The organism is Pseudomonas sp. NBRC 111130, assembly GCF_001320485.1.
Classification (GTDB): domain Bacteria; phylum Pseudomonadota; class Gammaproteobacteria; order Pseudomonadales; family Pseudomonadaceae; genus Aquipseudomonas; species Aquipseudomonas vlassakiae.
Genome location: NZ_BCBG01000004.1, coordinates 111,043 through 125,620 on the forward strand (window position 1 = coordinate 111,043; position 14,578 = coordinate 125,620).

Annotated in this window: 13 protein-coding genes and 1 tRNA gene; 10 read left to right on the forward strand and 4 right to left on the reverse strand. The window is 62.4% G+C overall.

The genetic code is table 11. The features are described from left to right. Positions 1-3 precede the first annotated feature (3 nt). The 4 genes from mltG to APH33_RS03215 are packed head-to-tail and all read left to right on the forward strand — an operon-like array spanning position 4 to position 3,565. The gene (gene mltG, locus APH33_RS03200) at positions 4-1,131 is read left to right on the forward strand and encodes an endolytic transglycosylase MltG (protein WP_054883754.1); all 1,128 of its coding nucleotides are present in this window, start codon (positions 4-6) and stop codon (positions 1,129-1,131) included. Between the two features lie 9 nt (positions 1,132-1,140). Beyond that, entirely contained in the window at positions 1,141-1,773 is a 633-nt protein-coding gene (tmk, locus tag APH33_RS03205; RefSeq protein WP_054883755.1) for a dTMP kinase, read from the forward strand. Next, a complete protein-coding gene (locus APH33_RS03210) occupies positions 1,766-2,752 on the forward strand; it encodes a DNA polymerase III subunit delta' (protein ID WP_054883756.1) in 987 nt (328 codons plus the stop codon). Before tmk ends, APH33_RS03210 begins: the two co-directional genes overlap by 8 nt. A gap of 30 nt (positions 2,753-2,782) precedes the next feature. Then, the gene (locus APH33_RS03215) at positions 2,783-3,565 is read left to right on the forward strand and encodes a TatD family hydrolase (protein ID WP_054883757.1); all 783 of its coding nucleotides are present in this window, start codon (positions 2,783-2,785) and stop codon (positions 3,563-3,565) included. A 1,033-nt stretch (positions 3,566-4,598) separates the two neighbouring features. Here APH33_RS03215 and APH33_RS03225 read toward each other — a convergent pair. Further along, on the reverse strand, positions 4,599-5,732 hold the full coding sequence (locus APH33_RS03225; protein WP_054883759.1) for an aminotransferase class V-fold PLP-dependent enzyme: 1,134 nt from the start codon (positions 5,730-5,732) through the stop codon (positions 4,599-4,601). A gap of 71 nt (positions 5,733-5,803) precedes the next feature. Between APH33_RS03225 and APH33_RS03230 the strand changes: the two genes are divergently transcribed. The 5 genes from APH33_RS03230 (at position 5,804) to APH33_RS03250 (ending at position 9,275) form a co-directional block, all read left to right on the forward strand. Further along, positions 5,804-6,439: a TetR/AcrR family transcriptional regulator gene (locus APH33_RS03230; RefSeq protein ID WP_054883760.1), complete on the forward strand. Its 636-nt coding sequence runs from the start codon at positions 5,804-5,806 to the stop codon at positions 6,437-6,439. A 107-nt stretch (positions 6,440-6,546) separates the two neighbouring features. Then, positions 6,547-7,515, forward strand: coding sequence for a GTP 3',8-cyclase MoaA (locus APH33_RS03235; protein ID WP_054883761.1), 969 nt, complete (start codon positions 6,547-6,549; stop codon positions 7,513-7,515). 66 nt (positions 7,516-7,581) lie between these two features. Then, the gene (locus APH33_RS03240; RefSeq protein ID WP_054883762.1) at positions 7,582-8,187 is read left to right on the forward strand and encodes a DUF4823 domain-containing protein; all 606 of its coding nucleotides are present in this window, start codon (positions 7,582-7,584) and stop codon (positions 8,185-8,187) included. A 10-nt stretch (positions 8,188-8,197) separates the two neighbouring features. Beyond that, positions 8,198-8,758, forward strand: coding sequence for a DUF1285 domain-containing protein (locus APH33_RS03245; RefSeq protein WP_054883763.1), 561 nt, complete (start codon positions 8,198-8,200; stop codon positions 8,756-8,758). A gap of 100 nt (positions 8,759-8,858) precedes the next feature. Continuing rightward, positions 8,859-9,275, forward strand: coding sequence for a cupin domain-containing protein (locus APH33_RS03250; RefSeq protein ID WP_054883764.1), 417 nt, complete (start codon positions 8,859-8,861; stop codon positions 9,273-9,275). Between the two features lie 123 nt (positions 9,276-9,398). Here APH33_RS03250 and APH33_RS03255 read toward each other — a convergent pair. Together APH33_RS03255 and APH33_RS03260 are read right to left on the reverse strand one after the other, a co-directional pair. Then, positions 9,399-9,474 (reverse strand) — tRNA-Asn (locus APH33_RS03255). Between the two features lie 62 nt (positions 9,475-9,536). Continuing rightward, entirely contained in the window at positions 9,537-10,733 is a 1,197-nt protein-coding gene (locus APH33_RS03260; protein ID WP_054883765.1) for an amino acid aminotransferase, read from the reverse strand. Positions 10,734-11,020: 287 nt separating this feature from the next. Here APH33_RS03260 and uvrB point away from each other — a divergent pair, with 287 nt between their 5' ends. Then, positions 11,021-13,036, forward strand: coding sequence for an excinuclease ABC subunit UvrB (gene uvrB / locus APH33_RS03265; protein WP_054883766.1), 2,016 nt, complete (start codon positions 11,021-11,023; stop codon positions 13,034-13,036). A gap of 143 nt (positions 13,037-13,179) precedes the next feature. On the opposite strand, the gene APH33_RS03270 is transcribed toward uvrB, so the two are convergent. Beyond that, the coding region (locus tag APH33_RS03270; RefSeq protein WP_054883770.1) for an MDR family MFS transporter at positions 13,180-14,578 on the reverse strand (1,399 nt) is incomplete at its 5' end.

Here is a 14,578-nt window from a genome sequence, read left to right on the forward strand (position 1 = left end):
TTCGTGAGACGCAAATTCCTGCTGCTGCTGGAAATGGGCTTGATCCTCGCTGGCCTGGCCCTGGGCTGGTCGGCCTGGAAGATCAACTCGGTGCTGGAGCAGCCCCTGCATGTGGCCGAAGAGCGCCTGCTCGACGTGCCCAGTGGCACCAACCCCAACCGCATGTTCTATCGCATGCAGGCCGAAGGCTTGCTCGACGATGCCGTCTGGCTGCGCCTGTACTGGCGCTTCAACATGGCCGGCACACAGTTGCATACCGGCGAGTATCGCCTCACCCCCGGCATGACCGTGGAAGATCTGTTCGACGTCTGGCGCCGTGGCGATGTGGTGCAGTACAACCTGACCCTGGTCGAAGGCTGGACCTTCCGCCAGGTGCGTTCGGCGGTGGCCAGGCATGAAAAGCTCAAGCACACCCTGGATGGCCTTTCCGACGCTGAAGTGATGGACAAGCTCGGCCACACCGGCGTGTTCCCTGAAGGCCGCTTCTTCCCTGATACCTACCGCTTCGTGCGTGGCATGAGTGACGTCGAGCTGCTGCAGCAGGCCTACATGCGCCTTGACGAAGTATTGGCCAAGGAATGGGCCGAGCGCACCACTGACCTGCCTTACCGTGACCCCTACCAGGCCTTGATCATGGCCTCGCTGGTGGAGAAGGAAACCGGTATCCCTCAGGAGCGTGGGCAGATCGCTGGCGTCTTCGTCCGCCGCCTGCGCCTGGGCATGATGCTGCAGACCGACCCGACGGTGATCTACGGCATGGGTGAGCGCTATAACGGCAAGATTTCCCGCGCCGACCTGCGCGAACCGACGCCTTACAACACCTACACCATGACCGGCCTGCCACCGACACCGATCGCCATGGTCGGGCGGGAGGCGATCCATGCCGCGCTCAACCCAGCCGATGGCACCAGCCTGTACTTCGTTGCCCGTGGCGATGGCAGCCACGTGTTTTCCGATGACCTGGACGATCACAACTCGGCGGTGCGTGAGTTTCAGCTCAAGCGTCGTGCGGATTACCGCTCCAGCCCGGCGCCGCAAAGTGCGCCTGCAGACGCGGCCGAACCCGCCGAGCAGGATCCTGCCAGCGACGCCGCGCCGGCCGACGCGGCTACGCCCGACGAACAACATTAAGGACTGCCAGTGAGCGGCTTGTTTATTACCCTTGAAGGCCCCGAAGGCGCGGGCAAGAGCACCAATCGCGATTACCTGGCTGCGCGCCTGCGCGAGCAGGGCCTGGACGTGGTGTTGACCCGCGAGCCTGGCGGTACGCCGCTGGCTGAAAAAATCCGCGAGCTGTTGCTGGCTCCAAGCGCTGAAGTGATGGCCGCAGACACCGAACTGCTGCTGGTATTCGCTGCCCGTGCCCAGCACCTGGCCGAAGTGATTCGCCCGGCGCTTGCCCGGGGCGCGGTGGTGCTTTGCGACCGCTTCACCGATGCCACCTACGCTTACCAGGGCGGCGGCCGTGGCCTGTCGGTTGAGCGTATCGCTGCGCTGGAGCAATTCGTCCAGGGGGATCTGCGCCCGGATCTGACCCTGGTCTTCGACCTGCCGGTGGAAGTCGGCCTGGCCCGTGCTGCCGCCCGCGGTCGCCTGGACCGTTTCGAGCAGGAAGGCCAGGCCTTCTTCGAAGCTGTGCGCCAAGCCTATCTGCAACGCGCCCATGGCGCGCCGCAGCGCTACACCCTGCTCGACGCCGCCCAGCCACTGGAGGCCGTGCAGCGCGCCATCGATGCGCTGCTGCCGGGCATCGTGGAGCGTTGCCGTGGCTGAGGCCTACCCTTGGCAGCAGGCGCTGTGGCAGCAACTGGCCGGGCGTGCCCGGCACGCCCACGCTTACCTGCTGCACGGGCCGCAGGGCATTGGCAAGCGCGCCCTGGCCGAGCGGCTGATGGCGCGCCTGCTGTGCCAGCAGCCGCAGGCGCTGGATGCCTGCGGGCAGTGCAAGTCGTGCCTGTTGCTCAAGGCCGGTAGCCACCCGGATAACTTCGTGCTGGAGCCGGAGGAGGCCGACAAGCCGATCAAGGTCGATCAGGTGCGCGAACTGGTGTCGTTCGTCGTGCAGACGGCGCAGCTGGGCGGGCGTAAAGTGGTGCTGATCGAGCCGGTCGAGGCGATGAACGTCAACGCTTCCAACGCCTTGCTCAAGAGCCTGGAGGAGCCTTCGGGTGATACCGTGCTGCTGCTGGTCAGTCATCAGCCCAGCCGCCTGTTGCCGACGATCAAGAGCCGCTGCCAGCAAGTCGTCTGCCCACAGCCCAGCCTGGCGCAGAGCCAGGCCTGGCTGGCCACGGCGTTGCCCGACAGCGACGAGGCCGAGCGCGAAGAGCTGTTGACCCTCGCCGCCGGTTCGCCGCTGATGGCGGTCAGCCTGCAAGCGCAAGGTGTACGTGAGCAACGGGCCTTGGTGACTGACGGGGTGAAGAAGCTGCTCAAGCAGCAGCAATCGCCCAGTCAGCTGGCCGAGGCCTGGAGCAATGTGCCGTTGCTGTTGCTGTTCGACTGGTTCTGCGACTGGTCGCACTTGATCCTGCGCTACCAGTTGACCCAGGATGAAGCGGGGTTGGGCTTGGCCGACATGCGCAAGGTGGTGCAGTACCTCGCGCAGAAGGCCCGTCAGGGCAAGGTGCTGGAGGTCCAGGCATGGATCCTCGAACAGCGCCAGAAGGTGCTCGGCAAAGCCAACCTCAATCGTGTACTGCTGTTGGAAGCGCTGCTGGGCCACTGGCTGCAGCTGCCCGGTTCCCGCTGACTTTCCATCTTTTCATGTGTGCCGCCTCCCATGCTCGTAGATTCCCATTGCCATCTCGACCGTCTTGACCTGAGCGCCCATCAGGGCTCCCTCGATGCTGCCCTGCAGGCAGCGCGCGAGCGTGGGGTCGGGCATTTCCTGTGCATTGGCGTCAGCGCCGAAAATGCCGGGGCGGTGAAGGCGCTGAGCGAGCAGTACGCCGATGTCGACTGCTCGGTGGGCGTGCACCCGCTGGACCTTGCGCCGGGCGAGACGCCGGCACTGGAGTGGCTGCTGCGCGAGTTGGCGCACCCGCATGTGGTGGCGATTGGCGAAACCGGCCTGGACTACCACTACGAGCCGGAAGCCGCCGAGTTGCAGCAGGCGTCGTTCCGCCTGCACCTGGAAGCCTCGCGGCAGACCGGCAAACCGGTAATCGTGCATACCCGTGCGGCGCGGGCCGATACCCTGGCGCTGTTGCGTGAAGCGAACCTGCCGCAGGCGGGCGTGTTGCACTGCTTCACTGAAGACTGGGACATGGCCAAGGCGGCGCTGGACCTGGGTTACTACATCTCGTTGTCCGGTATTGTCACCTTCCGCAATGCCGATGCCCTGCGCGAGGTGGCGCGGCAGGTGCCGGTCGACCGTCTGCTGGTGGAAACCGACTCGCCGTACCTGGCGCCGATCCCGTATCGCGGCAAGCCGAACCTGCCGCAGTATGTACGGGAGGTGGCGGAGTATGTGGCATCGTTGCGTGGGGTCAGCTACCAGCAGCTGGCGGAGCAGACCACGGGCAATTTCAAGCGCCTGTTCCCGCTGGCACGAGTGGCCTGAGTCCAGACCAATTGCTTTTGCTTTTGCTTTTGCTTTTGCTTTTGCTTTTGCTTTTGCTTTTGCTTTTGCTTTTGCTTTTTGCTTTTGCTTCTAAGCGCGCGGTAGATCAGGCGACGCAGAGTGCGACTTCAGGAGGCCGAACGCAGGCGTCTGGAGGGCCAGGGTGCGCAGCACCCCTTCGGCGCAGCCGAAGGCGCGAGATGTAGACTTGCGCAGCAAGTCGTAGGCCGCGCGGGCCCGGAAGGCGCCGGAGTGAGGGGACCCCGGAGCGCAGCGCAGGGGCCGGATGATGGGAGCGGGGGTTTTTGCCTACTTTTTGCCCAGTCAAAAAGTAGGTCGCCGTAAAGGCGAAAAGCTGATTCAGCGCCACCATGGCGAATGAATGTAGACCTGATTTGTAAGCCCACTTCCAAAGCCAAAAGCCAAAAGCCAAAAGCACGAGCGCGATGGTTTTGATTTTTTTCGCATACATTCATTTGTGATGGCGACGCACAGTCACCTTTCCGCCCTTACGGCGGGTCACTTTTTGTCAAACGCGACAAAAAGTAACCAAAAAACGCTGGCTCCCATCATCCGGCCCCTGCGCTTCGCTCCGGGGTCCCCTCGCTCCGGCGTCTTCCGGGCCCGCGCGGCCTACGACTTGCTGCGCAAGTCTACATCTCGCGCCTTCGGCTACGCCGAAGGGGTGCTGCGCACCCTGGCCCTCCAGACGCCTGCGCTCGGCCTCCTGAAGTCGCATTTCGCGTTGTCTGAACTATCGCGCGCTTAGAAGCAAAATCAAAAGCCAGAGCCAGAGCCAGAGCCGGGCGGCTGGTGCCGGGCAAAAAAAACCCGGGTTCTGGGGGGGAATCCGGGTTAAGACCATTAGGAGTAAAACAAAGGTACGCGGTCCCTGAGCACCTTTATCGGCGCGCCACTTGGGGGGGATGCGCCGCGCCAACACTTCAAGTATTAGTCAGCTTTGGCGCAGTGCCAGTGCTTCTCTGTTCGTTTTTTAAACAGATTTGGAATACGTCCGCTGTCCCTTCCTCCCTCAGCGCATGGCCAAGCGCCGTATTTGCTGCACAGCTTCGTCGATCAGCTGCTCACTGGTATAGAAATGTGGCGAAAACCGTATACCTGGCCCTCTCAGTGCGCAGATTGTCTGCTCCGCCATCAGGCTCCGATAGACAGCCGTGCTGTCCTGCCCCGCAAGGCTGAAAGTGACTATGCCCGCCCGTTTTTCCGGGGATACCGGGCTATGCAGGCGTACGCCGGGAATACTGGCCAGGCCCTGAAGCAGTTGCTCGACCCGCAGTTGCAAGTGCCGGCCAACCTCTGCCATGCCTATCTCCTCCAGCAATGACAGGCTGGCCTCCAGGGCGCACGCCCCCAGCATGTTCGGGCTGCCGCATTCAAAGCGCCTTGCGCTGCGTGCCGGTTGCCACTCGCGACGGTCGAAATCGCCCAGCTGTTCGAGCATATGCCAGCCATAAGCGTGCAGCTTCAACTGCTGGCGCAGTGCCGCCCGGCAATAGAACAACCCCATGCCCTCAGGGCCCAGCATCCACTTGTGGCCGTCGGCCATGGCGAAGTCGCACTGAGCGTGCTGCACGTCGAAAGGCAGGGCGCCGATCTGCTGGATGGCATCGACGCAGAACAGGACATGACGTGCTTGACACCCCTCGCCAAGGCGGGGCAGGTCCAGGCGCAGGCCGCTGGCGAACTGCACGGCACTCACTGCCAGCAGGCGTGTACGCGGGCCGCAGGCCGCGAGCAGTGCCGCTTCAGGGTCAGGCCCGGCGAGGCTCACCTTGGTTACCTCGACGCCATGCTCGCCCAAGGCTTCCCAGACGACCCGGTTGGAAGGAAATTCCTCGTCGCTGATCACCACTTGGTCACCGGCTTGCCAGTCGAGGCCGAACGCGACCAGCGAAAGCGCCTCTGACGTGTTTTTCACCAACGCGATGTCTGCCTGGGACGGGGCGTTGACCAGGCGTGCCAGCCTTTCCCGCAGCCTGCGTTCGGTGGCCAGCCATGCCGGGTAGTCGCTTGCACCCAGGCGCACGTTGACCTGAGCAAAGCGTGCCACCGCCTCGCTGGCCCGGCGTGGCCAGGGCGCGATGGCCGCGTGGTTCAGGTAACGCAGCCCCGGCGCCTGGGCAAACTCATCGAGAAACATAGACATGGTTGGATGATCCGTGCAATTTGCTGCAAGTTAGGCATAATAAACCGCTTCAATGTCATCCAGTCCTTCCTATGCAGAAAGAACCTCGTAAGGTCCGTGAGTTTCGCCGTCGCGAACAGGAAATCCTCGATACAGCCTTGAAGCTGTTCCTCGAACAGGGTGAAGACAGCGTCACTGTCGAGATGATCGCCGACGCCGTGGGGATCGGCAAAGGCACGATCTACAAGCACTTCAAGTCCAAGGCGGAGATCTACCTGCGCCTGATGCTCGATTATGAGCGCGACCTGAACGCGCTGTTGCACTCGGCCGATGTCGATCGCGACAAGGAGGCGCTGTCGCGCGCCTACTTCGAGTTCCGCATGCGCGACCCGCAGCGCTACCGGCTGTTCGATCGCCTGGAGGAGAAGGTGGTCAAGGGCAACCAGGTACCGGAAATGGTCGAGCAGTTGCACAGCATCCGCGCTTCCAACTTCGACCGCCTGACCCAGCTGATCAAGGGGCGCATCAGCGAAGGCAAGCTTGAAGACGTGCCGCCGTACTTCCACTACTGCGCCGCCTGGGCGTTGGTACATGGCGCCGTGGCGCTGTACCACTCGCCGTTCTGGAGCAACGTGCTGGAGGATCAGGAAGGCTTCTTCCAGTTCCTCATGGATATCGGCGTGCGCATGGGCAACAAGCGCAAGCGTGATCCGGAAGCCACTCACTAAAGGCACTTGTCGTCAGCGGGTGAGCCCGGGGTGTAAAGGGGACTTGCAAAAACTTGAACCATGAGTCAAGTTTTGCCAGCCCCGATTCATCCATGCCGGAGTCATCCATGATCGTCGATCGTCAAGGCAGGCGTTTTCGCAACCTGCGCGTCAGCCTGACGGCTGCCTGTAATTACGCCTGCAGCTACTGTGTGCCGGACGGCAAGCGCCTGGTAGCAGCCCAGGATGAACTGTCCGCGGATGCCCTGGCGCGGGGCGTGGCTTACCTTATCGAAGCTGCTGGTATCGAGCGCTTGCGCATTACCGGTGGCGAGCCATTGGTCAGCCCTCGACTGGATGCCTTTCTGGCGGCGGTAGCCAAGCTCGACCTTGACGACATCACGCTGACCACCAATGGGCAACTGCTCACCCGCAAGCTGCCACGACTGCAGGCGGCCGGTATTCGCCGCTTGAACGTGTCCCTCGATACCCTCGATCCCCACGCGTTCCGCCGCATCGCACGAGGCGGTGACCTGGCCAGCGTGTTGGCAGGCATGGATCAGGCCAGCGCCATGGGCATGCGGATCAAGGTCAACATGGTACCGATGCGTGGGCAGAACCTCGACCAGGTGTTGCCGATGCTCGATTACTGCATGGCGCGGGGGTTCGAGCTGCGTTTCATCGAGCTGATGCGCATGGGGCACCTGGCCCGGGACAACAATGCCTTCCTGCAGCAGTTTGTCGGGCTCGATGCCTTGCTCGATGTGATCGGCGGCCGGTATGGCTACCAACAGGTCGACGCACCGCCGGATGCCACGGCGCTGCGCTACCAGATCCCGGGGCATGGCCATTTCGGCGTCATCGCCAATGAAAGCGTGCCGTTCTGCCGCACCTGCTCGCGGCTGCGCCTGTCCTCTACCGGCTGGCTGCACGGCTGCCTGTCCTCCGGCAATCGTCACTTTATCGGCGACCTGTTGGAGAAACCCCGTCATCAGGCGCTCCCTGGCTTGCAGCGGCTGCTGGTAAAAGCCCTGGCAGACAAGCAGGAACTGGCGTTTTCAGGGGGGGTAATGGTGATGAAGGTGATTGGCGGCTGAAGCTGGCGCAAAAGCTGCATCCGCCGGCTATTCGCCGGTTTTTCGTCACCGGTCACTGGAGGAAAGATGCGTAGCCTGGTCTTGCTGCTGACGCTGATGGCGTTGGGCGGTTGCATGAATGTCAGCGATATGGGCGAGGGCGTCCGTTACCACATGAGCGATGCCGGTTTGCTGGACCACAGCGATACCCGTCGTACCCTGTCGATTCGCCTGCAGCCTGATTCGTTCATCTTCATTGGCCAAGGCGCATTCATGCCGCCAGGCAAGGGCCCGCTGCCGAAGCAGAATGCCGTGGCCGATGAGGCGTTCAAGAGCTTCGTTGAGTACTTCCCGCTGGTGCGTCGCGCCCAAGGCCCGCTGGGGCTTGAAGAAGCGATTGCCCAGGCCCGCTCGGTGGGCGCCGACTACGTGCTGTATACCCGCTTCGCTCGCACCGATGACCGCATCGGTAATGGTGACGAGTGGTATGACGAGCAGGCGGTCGACCGCCTGGGTTGGGATACCGGGGTGGTGCAGATGATGCTGATCGAGACCAATACCCGCTACTTGATCGACACCGCACGGATCAAGAGCCGCGGCGGTTTGTTGACGTTCCACGACCAGTCGCCACAGGATTTGCTTGGCGCACCGATGCGCGAGTACGCTCGTAGCCTTCTGGGCATGAGCGAGTGAGGGCAGGGCGATGACGGATTCCGGCAAGGCCAACGATCTGTTGGCGCAAGTTCCCAAGCACAAGGGGCTGCCGCCGGTGCATCTCTGGAACCCGGATTTCTGCGGCGATATCGACATGCGTATTGCCCGCGATGGGACCTGGTACTACCTGGGTACGCCCATCGGGCGGAAACCTATGGTTCGCCTGTTCTCGACAATCATACGCCGCGATGGCGATGACTATTTCCTGATCACCCCGGTGGAGAAGGTCGGCATCCGCGTCGATGATGCGCCATTCGTGGCCGTGATGCTTGAGGTGGTGGGCAGTGGTGAGGCGCAGGTGCTGCGCTTTACCAGCAATGTCGAGGATCAGGCCGAAGCGGGGCCGCAGAACCCGTTGCGGATCGAGATCGATCCCGATACTCAGGAGCCGTCGCCCTATGTGCTGATGCGCAGCAATCTCGAGGCGTTGATCCATCGCAATGTGTTCTACCAACTGGTCGACCTGGCGGTGCCACGGGTAATCGATGGCGAGGAGTGGCTCGGGGTGTGGAGCCATGGCGTGTTCTATCCGATCGGGCGCAATTGCTGAGAGCGTTCCGGCTGGCCCCCTGCTTTTCCTTCTGATTGGCCGTTTGCACCCCGTGCCGCCGGGCCTAACCTGCAGGCAATCGCCAGTCAGGAGAAAGCCCATGAAATCTGCCAACTTTTCGTTTACCTTGCTTATTGCCGCTGGATTGCTGGGTGGCCAGGCCACAGCCTGGGCCCACGGCGACGCCGCAGAACAAGTAAAAGTCCTTCAGCGACAACAGCCCTCGAATGCCCCAGGCAAGAGCGCCGTCATGCTCACGGTCAGCTATGCCCCCGGGCAAGCTTCACCTGCCCACCAGCATCCGGGGGCGGTAATGGCCTATGTGCTGGAAGGGGCGGTGATATCGAAGCTCAACGACGAACAGGAAAAGACCTACAAAGCCGGTGAATACTGGTACGAAGCGCCCGGCACCGAGCACAGCGTTTCGCGAAACGCCAGCAAGACCCGGCCTGCCAAATTGCTCGTATGGAGTCTGGTGGATGAAGGCAAGCCGGTGACTGAGCCGGTCAGGAAGTGATGTGTGGGCCCTGAGGTGCCTGGCTGGAGATCTTTGGCGCCTGAGAAATCGAGCGCCGCAACTCTTTCGCCATGCAACGAAAAAGCCCCCGATTCTTGCGCATACGGGGGCTTTCTCAGTGTTTGGCTCCGCGACCTGGACTCGAACCAGGGACCCAATGATTAACAGTCATTTGCTCTACCGACTGAGCTATCGCGGAATCTCCGCGTATCTTACCGATTGCCAGGAGGAAGTCAAGCGACCTCCTGACAAATCAATCAGTTACAGAACTTCAACGATGGCCTTGGTGACCACATGAATGTTGCTCTGGTTCAGCGCGGCGACGGCGATGCGACCGGTGTCCAGCGCGTAGATGCCGAAGTCGTTCTTCAGACGGGCAACCTGCTCAACGGTCAGGCCCGAGTAGGAGAACATGCCCACCTGGCGGCCGACGAAGCTGAAGTCTCGCTTGGCGCCGTATTCGGCCAACAGCGCGACCATCTGCTTGCGCATGCCGTGGATGCGTTCGCGCATCTCGCCAAGCTCCGCTTCCCACATCTGGCGCAGCTCGGCGCTGTTGAGCACGGTGGCGACGATGGTCGCGCCGTGGGTCGGCGGGTTGGAGTAGGTGGTGCGAATCACACGCTTGACCTGCGAGAGGACGCGGGTGCTTTCGTCTTTCGAGGCGGTGACGATCGACAGCGCGCCGACGCGCTCGCCGTACAGCGAGAACGACTTGGAGAACGAGCTGGAAACAAAGAACTCCATGCCCGACTCGGCGAACAGGCGCACGGCAAAGGCGTCTTCGCCGATGCCATCACCGAAGCCCTGGTAGGCCATGTCGAGGAATGGCACGTGGCCCTTGGCCTTGACCACTTCCAGAACATTCTTCCAGTCGTCCAGGGTCAGGTCGACGCCAGTCGGGTTGTGGCAGCAGGCGTGCAGCACGACGATCGAACCGGACGGCAGGGCGTTGAGGTCTTCGAGCATGCCGGCGCGGTTGACGTCGTTGCTCGGCGCGTCGTAGTAACGGTAGTTCTGCACCGGGAAACCCGCGCTTTCGAACAGCGCACGGTGGTTTTCCCAGCTCGGGTCGCTGATGGCAACCACGGCATTCGGCGAAACACGCTTGAGGAAGTCGGCGCCGATCTTCAGAGCGCCAGTGCCGCCCACGGCCTGCACGGTGACCACGCGGCCAGCGGCCAGCAGTGGCGATTCGGCACCGAACAGCAGTTTCTGTACGGCCTGGTCGTAGGTGGCGATACCATCGATCGGCAGGTAGCCGCGCGAGGCGTGCTGGGCTGCACGCTGGGTTTCGGCTTCGATCACGGCGCGCAGCAGCGGAATGCGGCCTTCCTCATTGCAGTACACGCCTACGCCCAGGTTGACCTTGTCGGTACGTGGGTCGGCGTTGAATGCTTCGTTGAGGCCCAGGATAGGGTCGCGGGGTGCCAGCTCGACAGCGGAAAACAGGCTCATTGTTACTTCGGCTCTGATTGGAGAGTGATAGGGCGTACACGCTCCAGCCGAATGCACTGAAGCGGTGCACAAACGGGGAGTCAGTATAGTGATACCGACCGGTCACTGCGACAGTCGGGCGCAGGTTTTCCGGCGATTTGCGCAAATATTTTTCGACCATTGGTCGAAATGCCCGGTCCACCGTAATGCGCACGCACAGCTTGGCCTTGATTCCGCCCCCTGGCGCGCGCATTTGGGTGTAGACTACTGGCTAAATTTACAGTTACTGCGTTACCGCGAGGTCCGTCATGTCCGAGTTCCAGCTCGTCACCCGTTTCCAGCCGGCCGGCGACCAGCCCGAGGCCATCCGCCAGATGGTCGAGGGTATCGACGCAGGCCTGTCGCACCAGACCCTGCTAGGGGTGACCGGCTCGGGCAAGACCTTCAGCATCGCCAATGTCATCCAGCAGGTGCAGCGGCCAACCCTGGTGCTGGCGCCGAACAAGACTCTGGCGGCGCAGTTGTATGGCGAGTTCAAGGCGTTCTTCCCGAACAACGCGGTGGAGTACTTCGTCTCCTACTACGACTACTACCAGCCAGAGGCCTACGTGCCGTCGTCGGACACCTTCATTGAGAAGGATGCCTCGATCAACGACCACATTGAACAGATGCGCCTGTCGGCGACCAAGGCGCTGCTGGAACGGCGCGATGCGATCATCGTCACCACCGTGTCGTGCATCTACGGCCTCGGCAGCCCCGAGACTTACTTGAAGATGGTCCTGCACGTCGACCGGGGCGACAAGCTCGACCAGCGCGCCCTGTTGCGCCGGCTGGCCGACCTGCAATACACCCGCAACGAGATGGACTTCGCCCGTGCCACCTTCCGAGTGCGTGGCGACGTGATCGACATCTTCCCGGCCGAATCCGACCTCGAGGCCATCCGCATCGAGCTGTTCGATGACGAGGTCGAGAATATCGCCGCCTTCGACCCGCTGACCGGCGAGGTTTTCCGCAAGCTGCCACGCTTCACCTTCTACCCCAAGAGCCACTACGTGACCCCGCGGGAAACCCTGCTGGAGGCGGTGGAGGGCATCAAGGAAGAGCTGCAGGAGCGGCTCGAGTACCTGCACAAGGCCAACAAGCTGGTCGAAGCCCAGCGCCTGGAGCAACGCACCCGTTTCGACCTGGAGATGATCCTCGAACTGGGTTACTGCAACGGCATCGAGAACTACTCGCGCTACCTGTCCGGGCGCCCGGCCGGCGCGCCGCCGCCCACGCTCTACGATTACCTGCCCGCCGATGCCCTGCTGGTGATCGACGAGTCCCACGTCAGCGTTCCGCAGGTTGGCGCCATGTACAAGGGTGACCGCTCGCGCAAGGAAACCCTGGTCGAATACGGCTTCCGCCTGCCGTCGGCACTGGACAACCGGCCGATGCGCTTTGACGAGTGGGAGGCTGTCAGCCCGCAGACCATCTTCGTGTCTGCCACCCCAGGCCCCTATGAAGCCGAGCATGCCGGCCGGGTGGTGGAGCAGGTAGTGCGTCCGACCGGCCTGGTCGACCCACAAGTAGAAGTGCGCCCGGCGCTGACCCAGGTCGACGACCTGCTGTCGGAGATCCGCAAGCGCGTCGCCCAGGGCGACCGGGTGCTGGCGACCACGCTGACCAAGCGCATGGCCGAGGACCTGACCGACTACCTGGCCGACCACGATGTGCGGGTACGCTACCTGCACTCGGACATCGACACAGTGGAGCGCGTAGAAATCATCCGTGACCTGCGCCTGGGCACCTTCGATGTGTTGGTCGGCATCAACCTGCTGCGCGAGGGCCTGGACATGCCTGAGGTGTCGCTGGTGGCAATTCTGGATGCCGACAAGGAAGGCTTCCTGCGTTCCGAGCGCTCGCTGATCCAGACCATTGGCCGTGCCGCACGTAACCTCAATGGCCGGGCGATCCTGTATGCCGACAGCATCACAGGCTCCATGCAGCGCGCCATCGATGAGACGGAGCGGCGCCGCGAGAAGCAGATCGCGTTCAACCAGGCCAACGGTATCGTGCCCAAGGGGGTGGTCAAGGACATCACCGACATCATGGAAGGCGCCACCGTGCCCGGCGCGCGCAGCAAGAAGCGCAAGGGCATGGCCAAGGCGGCGGAGGAGAGCGCCCGGTACGAGGCCGAGCTGCGAACGCCGGGCGAGATCACCAAGCGCATCAAGCAGCTGGAAGAGAAGATGATGCAGCTTGCCCGCGACCTGGAATTCGAGGCTGCTGCGCAACTGCGTGACGAGATTACCCAACTGCGCGAGCGCCTGATCACTAGCTGAAGCCCTGCACGGCCCCCTGTAGGAGCGGCCTTGTGTCGCGAAAGGGCTGCAAAGCAGCCCCAGGATTTCAGCTTGAGTGCATAAATTGCTGGGGCTGCTTTGCAGGCCTTTCGCGACACAAGGCCGCTCCTACAAGCGCGATATTAATGGGCTTCCCCAGCCTTCAACCCCTCCGGCAGCTTCCGGGTCAACAACACCGCCACCATGCTCACCGCCAGCCCGATGCCGACAAAGTGAAATGCATCGTTGTAGGCCATGATCAGTGCCTGCTGGTGGGTGATTTCGCTCAGCTTGCCCAACGCCGCATTGTCATTGCCCAGCCGCTCCGCCAGCTGTGCCAACCGTTCGGCCACCTGCGGGTTGCTCGGCACCACCGACTCCCTCAGGTAATCGAAATACACCTTGGTCCGCGCATCCAGCAAGGTTGCCAGCAAGGCGATGCCGATCGCGCCGCCCAGGTTGCGCAGAATGTTGAACAGGCTCGACGCAGACCCGGCATCCTGCGGCTGGATATACGCCGTGGCGATCAGCGAAATGGTCACCATGATCATCGGCTGGCCAAGGGCGCGGATGATCTGGATATGGTTGAACTGCGGCCCGGCGAAGTCCGGGTTCAACACTCCCGAGCCGAAGCTGGCGACCCCGAACAGGCAGAAGCCGAGGGCGCACAGCAGCTTGGGCGACACCACCTTCATCAGTTGCGGCACCAGCGGAATCAGAAACAGCTGCGGAATGCCCATCCACATGATCACTTCGCCGATCTGCAGGGCGTTGTAGCCCTGGATCTGTGCCAGGTACAACGGCAGCAGGTAGATCGAACCATAAAGCCCAACGCCCATGCCCAGGCTGGCAATGCTCGACAAGCCGAAATTGCGGTTGCCGAGGATGCGCAGGTTGATCAAGGGCTGCGATTTGGACAGCTGCAGGATGACGAAGGTGGTCAGGCTGATCGCGGCGACAGTCGCCAAGCCGACGATCAGGTTCGACTCCAGCCAGTCTTTACGATGGCCCTCCTCAAGGAAGACCTGCAGGCAGCCCAGGCCCACGCCGAGGGTGACTATACCGGCATAGTCGGTGCTTTTCAGCAGTTCCCAGTGCGCTTCTTTCTTCTCCAGGCCATAGAGCAGGCCGGCGATCATCACCAGCCCGGGCGGGATGTTGATATAGAAGATGTATTCCCAGCCCCAGTTTTCGGTCAGCCAGCCGCCTAGGGTCGGGCCGATCGACGGGGCGAAGGTGGCAGTCATGGCGAACATGGCCATGCCTTTGGCACGGTGATGCTCGGGCAATTTGATCAGGGTCAGGGTGAATGCCAGCGGGATCAGCGCGCCGCCGGTGAAGCCCTGCAGGGCACGGAACAGGATCATGCTTTCGAGGTTCCAGGCCATCGAGCAGAGCAATGAGGACACCAGGAAACCGCCAGACACCCACACCGCCAGGCGCCTCGCCGAGAGCAGCTGAACCAGCCAGGCGGTCAGCGGAATCATGATGATTTCCGCCACCAGGTAGGAAGTGGATATCCATGAGCCTTCCTCCAAGGTC

Coding starts and splice junctions, on each gene's coding strand:
- APH33_RS03235 (WP_054883761.1), top strand. CDS start 6,547: ATGATCGTCGATCGTCAAGGCAGGCGTTTTCGCAACCTGCGCGTCAGC.
- APH33_RS03245 (WP_054883763.1), top strand. CDS start 8,198: ATGACGGATTCCGGCAAGGCCAACGATCTGTTGGCGCAAGTTCCCAAG.
- APH33_RS03215 (WP_054883757.1), top strand. CDS start 2,783: ATGCTCGTAGATTCCCATTGCCATCTCGACCGTCTTGACCTGAGCGCC.
- uvrB (WP_054883766.1), top strand. CDS start 11,021: ATGTCCGAGTTCCAGCTCGTCACCCGTTTCCAGCCGGCCGGCGACCAG.
- APH33_RS03225 (WP_054883759.1), bottom strand. CDS start 5,732: ATGTCTATGTTTCTCGATGAGTTTGCCCAGGCGCCGGGGCTGCGTTAC.
- APH33_RS03230 (WP_054883760.1), top strand. CDS start 5,804: ATGCAGAAAGAACCTCGTAAGGTCCGTGAGTTTCGCCGTCGCGAACAG.
- APH33_RS03260 (WP_054883765.1), bottom strand. CDS start 10,733: ATGAGCCTGTTTTCCGCTGTCGAGCTGGCACCCCGCGACCCTATCCTG.
- APH33_RS03250 (WP_054883764.1), top strand. CDS start 8,859: ATGAAATCTGCCAACTTTTCGTTTACCTTGCTTATTGCCGCTGGATTG.
- APH33_RS03240 (WP_054883762.1), top strand. CDS start 7,582: ATGCGTAGCCTGGTCTTGCTGCTGACGCTGATGGCGTTGGGCGGTTGC.